Origin of the sequence: Streptococcus sp. ZY19097, from assembly GCF_040731245.1 — a bacterium.
GTDB classification, from domain to species: Bacteria; Bacillota; Bacilli; order Lactobacillales; family Streptococcaceae; genus Streptococcus; species Streptococcus orisratti.
The window spans coordinates 921,660-934,298 of sequence record NZ_CP160400.1; the positions used below are offsets into that span (position 1 = coordinate 921,660).

Genomic DNA, 12,639 nt, shown 5'->3' on the forward strand with positions numbered 1-12,639 from the left:
TTTATAACTATCCAAATGTGAAAGGTAGTAGGGGAGTGTTATAAATCTTCAACAAGCCAATTCATTACGCTTTCATAGATACGACGTGGGGCATCATAGTTGCCATGTTCAACTTTTGTCAAGGTTTGTGGCTTAATACCTAGCTTTTCAGCTGTTGCTTTTTTTGTCAGCATTAAGTCCGCACGCTTGCGCCGTACTTTTCTAGCATGGTCTTCCGTTAGTAGCATTTATACACCTCCTTCCACGGTCTTAAAAGCCGTTTTTTGTTACACTTGAGATTTTAGTGTATTTAAAAGGCGTTGTCAAGAAAAATACGGCTTTATTATCCATATTTTTTATTTTTATGTTATAATGTGCCATGAAAGGTAGTTAAAATATATGAATAAGCTAAAAACTTTGAGAAAAGAAAATAATTTAACACAAGAAGAGTTAGCCAAAAAAATTGGGGTTAACTTACGAACTCTTCAAAAATGGGAAAATGGAGAAAGCTCTATCAGAACAAAGAATGCTGAAAAACTAGCTAAACATTTCGGCGTAAGTGTGGGATATTTGTTGGGGTATGAGGATTATCAACAAATAGAAGATGATGCTATGAGCAGTTACAAAGATATGGTGAGATTGCTAAGTTCCAATGCTGACCTAAAAGAAATTATTTTAAAGTACGAGGAAAGCCAAACTAAACATGGTAAGTGGAATATTTCGCTTTTCATTGATAATGCTGATAATATTTCCTTGATTGAGCAAAGCATAAAAGCACAAATACTAGATAAATTTTCAGAAGAACAAGTTGGCGAATATGACGAAGAAATGTATGGAACTCTAGATAAAAATGTCAATGACACTTATATAGCATTAGCTTATTTACCTATGATTTTTAAAGATTTTTTTTGCTCATTTCTAACTTTGTCTAACTCTGATAAAAAAAATATTATGGCAATAGTAGAAAGTCTTTATGACAAAGATAAAGGGCGGGGACTACAAGAAGAGTACAGTAGCAAAGACAAATAAAAAAACGCCAACCCCAGCAGGTCGGCGCGTGGAAATATATAATTGATTAACATTTTGTTTTATTCTTTCACTTGGGCGGGCAAGCCAACGAAAGAAGGAGTAAAAGAAATGATTAAGCCTTATCAGCTAAAAAATAATGAAACGCGGTACTATTTTATTACCTATGTAGGTATTGACCCTTTAACGGGTAAAGAAAAGCGCGTGAAAAAAAGTGGGTTTAAGACCCACAAAGAAGCTAAACTGGCCGAAAGCCAGTTATTACTTAAAATTGAAAAAGATGGCTATTTTGATAAGCCTGATAAAATCACTTTTCAAGAAGTTTATAACCTTTGGTTAGTTCATTACAAAAATACTGTCAAATCTAGCACATACGCTAGACAGAAAGCACAAGCGGATTTACATATTATACCAGCCTTTGGCGCGTGTTATGTCGATAAGATAACTTTGCCACTATGTCAAAGACAGGCGCAAGAATGGTTCAAGAAATATAAGAAATATGCCAATTTTATTGGTATGACAAGAATGATACTAGATTACGCGGTAAGTTTGGGTTATATCCATGACAACCCTATGAGAAAGGTTATCAAGCCCAGAAAAGCTGCTGAAATAGATGAAGATGAGAAAAAACGTGAAAATTTTTATAGTCGTGAAGAGTTGCTGGCCTTCCTTGATTGCGTAGCAAAGGAAGAAAGAAAAGAACTAACTACCATTTTCCGTCTATTAGCTTTTACAGGCATGAGAAAAAGTGAAGTTTTAGCCTTGCGCTGGAAAGACCTTGACTTAGTAGGGGCAAAGTTGTCCGTTAATCAGATAGTCGCCTATGGCGAAAATAGTACCGTAGTTTATCAAACGCCTAAGACAAAGAAAAGTAAACGCACGATAACCCTTGACCCAGTAACGGTTAAAATAATGCAACAATGGAAACATGAAAGAAAGTTTTTAAATTTTCCTAACCGATTGAAAGATACTGATTTAATTTTTCCATCTGAAACAGGTCACGCGCATAGCTTTGATTTTATAAACTATAACCTACGCTGCATTATTAAAAAATATAATCTGCCTTATATCACCCCACATGGTTTCCGTCATACTCATTGCAGTTTACTTTTCGAAGCGGGGGCAAGTATAAAAGAAGTACAAGAGCGATTAGGGCATGAGGATATAAAAACAACGATGAATATATACACCCATGTTACTGATAATGTAAAAGAAAAAACGGCGGAGAAATTTGCTCAATTTTTAGGAATTTAACCCTAGCCGTTACTTTTTCCGTTACTTTTATAATAAAAAAACCATTCCTAACGAATAGGAATGGTTTAAAATCAACATTTTCAGCAATTTCAAAGCGCTGATTATTTGAGACCGTATTTCTTGTTGAAGCGGTCCACGCGTCCGTCTGCTTGAGTGAATTTTTGACGACCAGTGTAGAATGGGTGTGAATCTGATGAAATTTCCACACGGATAAGTGGGTAAGTTTCACCTTCGAATTCTACAGTTTCTTTAGAAGACTTAGTTGATCCGCTAAGGAATTTGTAGCCCGTAGTTGTGTCAAGGAATACGACTGGACGGTATTCTGGATGGATATCTTTTTTCATTGTTAAAATTTTCCTTTCTGCCATGGTACTGTCCGCACCATAGTTATTTTTAACTACTCTAGTTTATCAAAAGAAGGGTATTTTGACAAGGTTTTTCTTTACTTTTTCAATAAATCTTTGATTTCTTGATAGATTTGCTCGTTTTCAGCTAGGCTGTAGGAATTGGCTCCGCTGGCTAAGGGATGTCCGCCACCGTCGTGGCGTTTTGCAATTTCATTAATGACGACGTTTTTGCTACGTAGGCGTACACGGTAAGATTGACCATCAGTTTGTTGGACGAAAATTGCCCATGATTGCACGCAATCAATTTTACCTGGGGTACCGACAATTGCTGATGTTTCAGCTTCAGTCACATCAAATGCTCTCATGGTTTCCTGCGTCAGGACAACCCGCGCAGCTCCATTTTCATCAACCTCAAGATTATCAAAAATGTAGCCTTGAAGCTTAGCAATTTTGAAGGGGAAACTATCCATCTGTCGTGAAATGGCTGAAAAATTGAAATTGTAACTGCGCAGGGTACTGGCGATACTCATGGTCTTGCTGGTTGTGGCAGGATAGAGGAAGCGGCCGGTGTCACCTACAATGCCAGTGTAGAGGAGGCGAGCGGCGCTGTTAGAGAGCTCAAGGCCAGTCTTCAGAGCAAAATCGGTGATAATCTCGCTGGCGCTAGAGGCAGTCGTGTCGACGTAGAGGAGGTCGCCGTAGACATCCTCGTTGGGGTGATGGTCAATCTTGATGAGGCAGTTGCCCTTGCCGTAGCGATCATCGTCAATGCGAGCTGTGTTGGCTGTGTCGGTCACGATAACCAGGGAACTCAAGTAGTCGCCATCAGTTACCTCATCCATTTCTGTCATCCAAGTCAAGGTTGGCTCGTTGATGCCAGTCGCAAGGATACGCTTGTCTGGGAAATTGTGGCGTAGCAGTTCACGCAAGCCGCACTGGCTTCCGACGGCATCAGGGTCAGGACGTTGATGACGGTGAATGATGATGGTGTCGTAGGTTTTGATTTGGTCTAAAATATCTTCAAAAGTGTTCATGAGTTTCCTTTACAAGTTTTTTATTATATAGTCTTTTAGTATTTAGTACTAGGCAACGAGCTGCAGGTTGCTAGAACAGCCTTTAGGCTGTTCTAGGTTGGAAATAAGACATGCGAAGCAAGTCACTTTCGTAAAGTACGGCAAAGCGAGTTCAAATACTCTAGTGGAGTGTTTGAAGTTGGAAATAAGGAAACGGAGTTTCCTCTTACGTTGAAGTAATCAAAGATAAACTAAATGACTATAACATGAAATAACCAACCCTGCTGGACTGGCTCAAATCAAATCGTTATTTAATACTCTTATAGTCAGCTTTCAATCCGCGTTTGACGGCTGGGCGGTCAGCAATGATAGCTGTCCAGCGTTGGAGATTTTTGTACTCTTTGACATTAAGAAAGATGCCTGCGCGCTCCCAGATTTTGTCCTCAGCCAGTCGGCCATACCATGACCAGATGGCAATATCAGCGATGGTGTAGCTGTCACCTGTGATGTAGGTTTTCTGCGCTAGTTCTTTGTCCAAAAGGTCTAATTGACGTTTAGCCTCCATGGCAAAGCGGTTAATAGCGTATTCAATTTTTTCAGGGGCATAGTGAAAGAAGTGACCAAAACCTCCACCGAGAAATGGAGCTGCACCCGTTGACCAAAAAAGCCAGTTCAAGACTTCAGTGCGTTTTTCGAAGTCTTGAGGGATGAGCTTGCCAAATTTATCCGCCAAGTAAAGCAGGATTGAAGCAGACTCGAAAACACGGACAGGTTGGTCACCAGACTGGTCAAGCAGAGCTGGGATTTTAGAGTTAGGATTGATGGACACAAAGCCTGAGCCAAATTGGTCACCTTCTCCGATGTCAATCTTGTAAAGGTCGTAATCGGTATCTTCTACCCCTAACTCCTTGAGTTCTTCTAGCATGATAGTCGCCTTGATGCCGTTTGGCGTGCCCAGTGAATACAGTTGGAAAGGCTTATCACCTTTTGGCAAATGCTGTTCAAAGCGGCTACCAGCGGTTGGTTGATTGAGGCTCCCCCAAGCACCACCCATGCTGGCTGGGATTTCCCAAACTTCAGGTAAAATATAGTCTGACATAGTGTTTTCCTTTTTAATCGTTTTATTGGCATGCTTCGCTGTACTTTAGTACAGTTTAAAGTGGCCGAACTACACAAAAAATAATCTCAAAGACTATCTTTTCTTGTCTTAATCCTAACAGATTTTGAGAAGAAATTCAAAAATATAAGATGGTATTTCTAAAAATATGAATTGTGTACAGGAAGATTGAGTTCTCGTATCATTTAAGCATTTTCTACAGCAAATTCAGAATGTTGTTGGAATTTTTTTGGCGATTAAATAAAAATGCGGAGCTCCTGGTCAAAATTAAAAAATTATACGAGCCATTTCTTTAAAAATGTGCTAAAATAAGGGTAATTTACTTTTGGAGGAAATTATGGCTTTAGTTAAAATTGTCTATGCCAGCATGACAGGTAATACTGAAGAAATTGCTGACATCGTTGGAAATAAATTTGAAGAATTGGGTCACACGGTTGATATTGATGAGTGTACAACAGTTGATGCTGCAGATTTTGAAGATGCCGACGTAGCTATCGTAGCCACTTACACTTATGGTGATGGGGATTTACCAGATGAAATCGTTGATTTCTATGAAGATCTAGCCGATGTGGACTTGGAAGGAAAAATTTTTGGTGTTGTCGGTTCGGGAGATACCTTTTACGATTATTTCTGCAAGTCAGTTGATGAATTTGAAAACCAATTTGCCTTGACAGGTGCTATCAAAGGAGCTGACTCTATCAAGGTTGACTTGGCGGCTGAAGACGAAGATATTGAAAAATTAGAAGCTTTTGCTGAAACGATTGCCAACAAAATTGGATAAGGTAGCGTATCGGGAATTGTGGATATCGAAGAAATTTGATTTCTCAAACAAATCTTAGTTGCTAGCTGTTAATCTGAGACAGTCTATTCTATTCTTAGATCGTTTCACTCTCACCTTTTACAAAGGGCGGAGCTTGAAAAAAGACTAGCTGGTCTAGTCTTTTTTTGCTATACTGGAAAGGAAGATGTAAAGGAGTGAATATAAATGGATTTGGAACAGATTCGTCAAGAAATTGACGCTGTGGACAGTGAATTAGTTGTCTTGTTGGAAAAACGCATGCAGCTAGTTACTCGAGTGACAGATTACAAGAAGGCAACAGGGAAAGCTATTTTAGATAGCAGTCGTGAGGTAGCAGTTTTGAAAAAGGCTGCTACTTGTGTTCAGAATAAGGATTTTGAACAAACGATTGTGGCAACGTTTGCTGATATTATGAAGAATTCTAGAGATTATCAGTCTTCAAAGCTTGGAGAACAAGATAATGAACAGTAAAACATTAAAAGCTGCTGATTCACTTTCTTACAAAATTTTGCTAATTTTGGGAGTCATGGGACTGATTATCGGTCTTCTTGTGGGGACCGTTGATGCTATTTTTGGACGTGTACTTCTATTTTTATCAGATTTTAGAACGGCTCATGTCGGTATTCTCATCCCTTTTTTAGCTTTAGTAGGTCTTTTAATTGTCTTTCTCTATCAAAAGTTTGGTGGTGAAAGCGGTAAAGGCATGAGTTTGATTTTTGAAGTTGGGCATGGTGATGAAGAGGTTATTCCTAAGCGTCTGGTTCCACTAGTGATGGTGACAACTTGGCTGACACATCTATTTGGTGGTAGCGCTGGACGTGAGGGGGTCGCTGTTCAGTTAGGGGCTACTATTTCACACTGGTTTAGCAGATTTTTTACTTTTAAAAACAATTCACGCATCTTTCTTGTCACGGGGATGGCAGCTGGTTTTGCTGGACTATTTCAAACACCTATGGCAGCTGTCCTCTTCGCCTTGGAAGTTTTATTGTTAGGGAATCTGGCTTTGGATGCCCTAGTTCCTACGATTATAGCTGCTTTTACGGCTAGTACAATCTCGCATGCCCTAGGACTTGAGAAATTTAGTCATGTGCTCTCAACGTCACTGAATATTGATTGGGTTGCTTTTTTTAAATTGATTGTGCTGGGGTTAATTTTTGGGCTAGTGGGAAATCTTTTTGCCTACAGTTTGGCAATAACTAAGTCAAAGATGGCTGAGCTTATTCCAAATGCCTATTACCGTATTTTGGGATTTGGTTTAGTTCTAAGCTTATTCTTTCTTATTCTACATTATGGTCGATACTCTGGCTTAGGTACTAATTTGATTTCAGCAAGTTTTGGAGGTCAAAAAATTTATGCCTATGACTGGTTTTTAAAACTCCTCCTTACTGTTATAACTTTGGCAGCAGGTTTTCAGGGTGGCGAAGTAACTCCTCTGTTTTCTGTTGGTGCCTCACTTGGCGTTGTGTTAGCAGGTTTCTTTCATTTGCCAGTAGAATTGGTTGCCGCAGCGGGCTATATCTCAGTTTTTGGCTCCGCAACCAATACCTTTTTAGCGCCCATTCTTATTGGTGCTGAGGTTTTTGGTTATGCTAATTTACCTGCTTTTTTCCTCGTATCAAGCTTTGCTTATATCGTTAATCGTAGACAGTCTATTTATGGACTTCAAAAAATACTAAAATTTGATTAAAATAATGATTGTGACTTTACAGTCTTTTGAAATTCTGATACAATAAGTTTTGTGTGTAATGGACACGCGAAAATACGGCTAATCCGCTGGGACAAGAACTTTATGATTAGCAAGATAGGAGAAAATTACATGAATCCATTAATCCAAAGCTTGACTGAAGGTCAACTTCGTACTGACATTCCATCTTTCCGCCCAGGTGACACAGTTCGCGTTCACGCAAAAGTTGTCGAAGGTAACCGCGAACGTATCCAGATCTTTGAAGGTGTTGTTATTTCACGTAAGGGTCAAGGAATCTCAGAAATGTACACTGTCCGTAAAATCTCTGGTGGTATCGGAGTAGAACGTACTTTCCCAATCCACACTCCACGTGTTGACAAGATTGAAGTTGTTCGTTACGGTAAAGTTCGTCGTGCTAAACTTTACTATTTGCGTGCATTGCAAGGTAAAGCTGCCCGTATCAAAGAAATCCGTCGTTAAGATGAACCAGATTTGCTGGTTACTTGCGTAGAAAGCCCTAACTTTAGGGCTTTTTAATATTTTTCACTTTATTAATAGTTCCCATCTTATAGAGATATTTCGTTTTATATTCATACTCAATGAAAATTAAAATTAGACTAGACGACGCAGATGTAGATTGAACTGAAGTTCATCAAATCAGGACAATAATGCCTGAATTTGATTTTCAAAGAGTATTAAATAGCATATTCTATTTCTTTTTTGAGTGGAGTTTTTAAGTTATTTCCAGTGTAGTAAAATCTCTAATACTTACCAAACAAAAACTAAAACACCAAATGTAATAATCTAGTCGCTAAATTGTTAAAAAGAGTTGCAATGTGTTTGAAGTGTGGTAAAATGAAACTGCCTTTTCTCTAATCAAAGCACCTTGTTTGGATTGGAATTAGATAAAAATCAGAAATGTTTTGCATGATTTTACCCCCTCTTCAATTGCTTGATGACTTTTTTGCAAGAAATAAACTTTTCTCTGTATATATGTGATTCTCAATGATATCAAAGGAGAACTGGGCGATGTTAATATATATAGAACTGAGGCCATCAATTAAAGTAATAATATCTGAGTTTTGATTTCTAAAGAATGTGAAAAAATAATCCTTAGCAAAGGAGCACCTATGACTGAATCTAAGAAAAAAATTCCTCATGTCTTTTCAGACCTACGTCAAGAAATTGTCGAAATGCCTGAAATTATCAAATCTTGCTCTGGCATACGCATTTATGGTCGTCGCATAAAATCCATTCTCTTTTCAACGGATGTTTCTATCATTGCAAATAATAATGCTGACGCAGTCTTGGCGGTGTACCCCTTCACCCCTGCTCCAACCATTTTAAAGAGTATTATGCTAGTGGCTTCAGTTCCAGTCTTAGCTGGTGTTGGTGGTGGTCTGACAACTGGAGATTGATCGGCTAATATGAGCTTATTTGCTGAGTCTGAAGGGGCTTTTGCTGTCGTTGTCAATGCCCCCACAGACGTCAAAACTATTCAAAAAATCAACCAGATGATTGATATTCCCATCATTTATACCGTTGTGTCCGAATTTACTGATATCGTCTCTCGAATTGAGGCAGGTGTGGATATTCTAAATATTAGCGGTGGTGAACAAACAAGTCAAATCATTAAAAAGATTCGTCAGGATTTTCCTGATTTTCCAATTATGGCAACGGGTGGACCAACCGAAGAAACCATCCGTGAAGCTATTGAAGCGGGTGCGAATGCTATTACGATTACACCACCAACAAATGGCGAGTTGTTCAAATCAAAGATGAAGAAATATCGTAAGCTAGCTAAAGAAGAAATGAGCAACAAAGAGGTATAGTAGTACACTTCAATTTTACCTTTTTTAAAAAAGCAGTTGCATTGTCATCAAGACTAAGGTAAAATAAAGAGGTTACGGTCCCCTTAGTTCAATGGATATAACAACTCCCTCCTAAGGAGTAGTTGCTGGTTCGATTCCGGCAGGGGACATAGTTAAAAGCAAAAGAGCCTAAAACAGGGGTTCTTTTGTTTTTTAGTACGACGGGCATGTCGTACATTTGGGGTGAAAGTTCTCCAAGGACACTTGCTACCAGTGAACCCAGTAGCGACTCCCGAGCCTGACTATCGCGAGGTAGCGGATTAAATGATTACCGATCTAATTGATCTTGTCTGCCCTATCACCTGGTCTGAAATGACGGTACTCGCGGAACGAATGTCGAAAGGGGCTGTTCATAAATATAGGACGGCACAGGCAGAACGGAATTTTATATAGGTAGATGTGGAACCTAAAGAGGTTCCGCTGCAGTTTAGTTGAACCGCCATGTGCTGAACGGCATGCACGATGGTGTGAGAGGAGGTAGAGGTTAACCTCTACTCGATTTTTGATTATGAGTTAAGATTTAGGCGGATGTTTATTATTTTGCAAAAACAAAGTCAGAAGCTGTTGATCGGTTTTAATGAAGTTCTCTTCGTTTCCAACAGTTTAAAACTTTTCTCCAGATTTTGGGGAGCTAGTCTGATTGCATTGAGTATAAGTTGCAATTAAAATTGCCCATCTCGTTTATTATGTGCCATTCAAGAATGTTGCGTATTGTAAAATAAAAGCAATGAATTCCCTTAATTTCAGAGAGATCCAGAATAACATTGCTGTAAACGGAATCTTTTATGCCAAAGAAAGGCAAAAATAATTGTGAAGGAGAATAGTATTGAAATACTAAAATCCTCTCTTTTTCTCGGTCTGTCTTTGAAATGCAGTTTGTTGGAAAAATTGCTTAAATTTTCAGTTATTTTATGGTAGAATGGAAAGAAAATATGAGATGTCAGGGGTCTGTATGAAGTTAGTATCGAATGTGGCTAAGTTAAATGGAAAACTACGTGTGCCTGGGGATAAGTCCATCAGTCATCGCTCAATTATGTTTGGAAGTCTTGCTAAAGGCGTGACGAGAGTTCGTGATATTTTGCGTGGGGAGGATGTTTTGTCAACCATGCAAGTCTTTCGTGACTTAGGGGTTACCATTGAGGATGATGGTGACGTGGTGACGATACACGGCGTTGGTTTTAATGGTCTTAAAGCTCCGCAAAATAAATTAAACATGGGAAATTCTGGGACCTCAATCCGATTGATTTCAGGTGTTTTAGCTGGTCAGGACTTTGACGTTGAGATGTTTGGAGATGACAGTCTCTCTAAGCGCCCAATGGATCGTGTTACTATTCCCTTGCGCCAGATGGGCGTAGAGGTTTCAGGACAGACAGAACGTGACTTGCCCCCATTAAAAATGCATGGTAGTAGGCATCTTACTCCAATCCACTATCAATTGCCTGTGGCATCTGCTCAGGTAAAATCCGCTCTGATTTTTGCTGCTTTGCAGGCAGAGGGGGAGTCACTAATTATTGAAAAAGAAAAAACTCGCAACCATACAGAGGATATGATTCTTCAATTTGGTGGTGACATTTCTGTTGATGGTAAAGAAATTCGCATTTCTGGTGGTCAAGAATTTCAGGGACAGGATGTTGTGGTACCAGGAGATATTTCTAGCGCCGCCTTTTGGTTAGTGGCTGGTTTGATTGTTCCTGATTCAAAAATTGTTCTTGAAAATGTTGGAATCAATGAAACCCGAACAGGAATTTTAGATGTCATTAAGGCAATGGGGGGAAACATCAAGCTTTCTCAGATTGATGAATTGGCCAAATCCGCAACAATTACAGTGGAAAGTTCTGACTTGCAAGGCATAGAAATTGGTGGCGATATTATTCCACGTTTGATTGATGAGTTGCCTGTGATTGCTCTACTTGCCACCCAAGCCAATGGAACGACCATTATCCGTGATGCTGAGGAACTGAAAGTAAAGGAAACGGACCGTATTCAGGTTGTTGCAGATGCTTTGAATAGTATGGGAGCTAATATTACGCCAACTGAGGATGGTATGATTATTCACGGAAAAACACCACTTCATGGTGCTGAAATTAACACTTTTGGAGATCATCGCATCGGCATGATGGCAGCTATAGCAGCTCTTTTGGTCAAAGAGGGCCAGGTTAGTCTGCAACGTGCAGAAGCCATCAACACCAGCTATCCAAGCTTTTTTGAAGATTTGAAAGGACTTATTCAGAATGGCTAAAATTTTACTTGGTTTCATGGGGGTGGGAAAAACTACCGTGGCTCACTATCTTAGCGGTCGGTTATTGGACATGGACACGATAATTGAGGAACGGATTGGTATGCCAATTGCTGACTTCTTTGCCAAAGAAGGTGAAGCGGCCTTTCGTCAGATTGAATCAGAGGTTTTAGAAGAACTTTTATCTCTTCAAGGCGACGTAGTTATCTCGACGGGCGGTGGTGTAGTTATTTCTCCAAAAAATCGGGACTTGCTCCGTCAAAACAGAAAATACAATGTCTTGTTGACGGCTTCCTTTGATGTCCTTTATGAGCGTATCCTTCAAGATAAACTTTCCAAACGTCCCCTCTTTTTGAATAATTCCAAGGAAGATTTCCAAAAGATTTATCAAGGTCGTATGGATTTGTATGACGGTTTGGCAGATGTCATTATTAACACTGACAATCGAACACCAGAAGAAATAGCAAGGTTAATTCAATGTATGTAGCTTATTTGGGGCCAAGTGGCTCGTTTACGCATAATGTGGCCTTGGAAACATTCCCAAATGAGGATTTGGTTTCTTTGCCAACAATATCAGAAGTTATCAAGGCTTATGAAGAAGGTCAGGTGGATCTTGCCATTGTTCCCATCGAAAATTCCATTGAAGGACCCGTTCATGAAACATCAGATTACCTTTTTCATAGCACCAATATTACAGCTGTTGCGGAAATCATACAGCCTATCAAACAACAACTGATGGCAACGGCAAAGGATAAAAAAATTGAAAAGATTTTTTCGCATCCACAAGCGATTGCTCAGGGCAAAAAATATGTGACAGAAAATTATCCAAATGTTATAATTGAAGCAACACCCAGCACTGCCTATGCAGCTCGCTTGGTAGCGGCTCACCCTAATGATAATTTTGCTGCGATTGCACCACATGCGGCAGCTGATGAGTATGGTTTGGAAATCGTTGCGCAGGACATTCACGAAATAGAGGACAATTACACACGTTTTTGGGTTATTGGTCACTGTCATGTCAATATTAATCTGCCCAAGATTGCAAAAACTATTTCGCTGGCGTTTACTCTTCCGGATAATCTTCCTGGAGCCCTCTATAAAGCTCTCTCGGTTTTTGCTTGGCGAGGGATTGATTTGACTAAAATTGAGAGTCGTCCGTTGAAGACAGTCCTTGGCGAATACTTTTTTATTATTGATTTTGATAATCATAATGAAAAACTAGTTTCTTTTGCACTTGAAGAGTTGCAGGCTATAGGTATTAGCTATAAAATTTTAGGACAATATAACGTTTATAAAATATCATAAGGTTCACC

Annotated in this window: 13 protein-coding genes, 1 tRNA gene and 1 pseudogene; 11 read left to right on the top strand and 4 right to left on the bottom strand. The window is 39.4% G+C overall.

Annotated features, from left to right (window positions below):
- Nucleotides 1-38 precede the first annotated feature (38 nt).
- Nucleotides 39-227, bottom strand: coding sequence for a helix-turn-helix transcriptional regulator (locus tag ABZ559_RS04655; protein WP_367007387.1), 189 nt, complete (start codon nt 225-227; stop codon nt 39-41).
- A 151-nt stretch (nt 228-378) separates the two neighbouring features.
- Here ABZ559_RS04655 and ABZ559_RS04660 point away from each other — a divergent pair, with 151 nt between their 5' ends.
- Together ABZ559_RS04660 and ABZ559_RS04665 are read left to right on the top strand one after the other, a co-directional pair.
- Nucleotides 379-1,008, top strand: a complete 630-nt coding sequence (locus ABZ559_RS04660) for a helix-turn-helix transcriptional regulator (RefSeq protein WP_367007388.1) — start codon at nt 379-381, stop codon at nt 1,006-1,008.
- 42 nt (nt 1,009-1,050) lie between these two features.
- Nucleotides 1,051-2,259, top strand: a complete 1,209-nt coding sequence (locus ABZ559_RS04665; protein ID WP_367007389.1) for a site-specific integrase — start codon at nt 1,051-1,053, stop codon at nt 2,257-2,259.
- A 101-nt stretch (nt 2,260-2,360) separates the two neighbouring features.
- On the opposite strand, the gene ABZ559_RS04670 is transcribed toward ABZ559_RS04665, so the two are convergent.
- The 3 genes from ABZ559_RS04670 to yghU form a co-directional block, all read right to left on the bottom strand.
- Nucleotides 2,361-2,603, bottom strand: a complete 243-nt coding sequence (locus ABZ559_RS04670) for a type B 50S ribosomal protein L31 (RefSeq protein ID WP_273414229.1) — start codon at nt 2,601-2,603, stop codon at nt 2,361-2,363.
- A gap of 98 nt (nt 2,604-2,701) precedes the next feature.
- The gene (locus ABZ559_RS04675; protein WP_317334766.1) at nt 2,702-3,640 is read right to left on the bottom strand and encodes a bifunctional oligoribonuclease/PAP phosphatase NrnA; all 939 of its coding nucleotides are present in this window, start codon (nt 3,638-3,640) and stop codon (nt 2,702-2,704) included.
- 286 nt (nt 3,641-3,926) lie between these two features.
- Nucleotides 3,927-4,718, bottom strand: a complete 792-nt coding sequence (gene yghU, locus ABZ559_RS04680) for a glutathione-dependent disulfide-bond oxidoreductase (RefSeq protein WP_367007390.1) — start codon at nt 4,716-4,718, stop codon at nt 3,927-3,929.
- Nucleotides 4,719-5,073: 355 nt separating this feature from the next.
- Between yghU and ABZ559_RS04685 the strand changes: the two genes are divergently transcribed.
- The 9 genes and pseudogenes from ABZ559_RS04685 to pheA all read left to right on the top strand — a co-directional run bounded on the left by ABZ559_RS04685 (nt 5,074) and on the right by pheA (nt 12,631).
- Entirely contained in the window at nt 5,074-5,517 is a 444-nt protein-coding gene (locus ABZ559_RS04685) for a flavodoxin (protein WP_018374817.1), read from the top strand.
- A gap of 204 nt (nt 5,518-5,721) precedes the next feature.
- Nucleotides 5,722-6,006 (top strand): chorismate mutase, encoded by a 285-nt coding sequence (locus tag ABZ559_RS04690; protein ID WP_277291627.1) that lies wholly within the window; start codon nt 5,722-5,724, stop codon nt 6,004-6,006.
- A complete protein-coding gene (locus ABZ559_RS04695) occupies nt 5,996-7,222 on the top strand; it encodes a voltage-gated chloride channel family protein (protein WP_367007391.1) in 1,227 nt (408 codons plus the stop codon). The genes ABZ559_RS04690 and ABZ559_RS04695 overlap by 11 nt, the downstream gene beginning before the upstream one ends.
- A gap of 129 nt (nt 7,223-7,351) precedes the next feature.
- Nucleotides 7,352-7,699 (top strand): 50S ribosomal protein L19, encoded by a 348-nt coding sequence (rplS, locus tag ABZ559_RS04700; protein WP_027971744.1) that lies wholly within the window; start codon nt 7,352-7,354, stop codon nt 7,697-7,699.
- Nucleotides 7,700-8,349: 650 nt separating this feature from the next.
- Nucleotides 8,350-9,051, top strand: a pseudogene (locus tag ABZ559_RS04705) (hydrolase).
- A gap of 77 nt (nt 9,052-9,128) precedes the next feature.
- Nucleotides 9,129-9,200 (top strand) — tRNA-Arg (locus ABZ559_RS04710).
- Between the two features lie 842 nt (nt 9,201-10,042).
- A complete protein-coding gene (aroA, locus tag ABZ559_RS04715; RefSeq protein ID WP_367007392.1) occupies nt 10,043-11,329 on the top strand; it encodes a 3-phosphoshikimate 1-carboxyvinyltransferase in 1,287 nt (428 codons plus the stop codon).
- Complete coding sequence (locus ABZ559_RS04720; RefSeq protein ID WP_018374810.1) at nt 11,322-11,813, top strand: shikimate kinase; 492 nt, start codon at nt 11,322-11,324, stop codon at nt 11,811-11,813. The genes aroA and ABZ559_RS04720 overlap by 8 nt, the downstream gene beginning before the upstream one ends.
- On the top strand, nt 11,804-12,631 hold the full coding sequence (pheA, locus tag ABZ559_RS04725) for a prephenate dehydratase (RefSeq protein WP_367007393.1): 828 nt from the start codon (nt 11,804-11,806) through the stop codon (nt 12,629-12,631). The genes ABZ559_RS04720 and pheA overlap by 10 nt, the downstream gene beginning before the upstream one ends.
- The last annotated feature ends 8 nt before the right edge of the window (nt 12,632-12,639 follow it).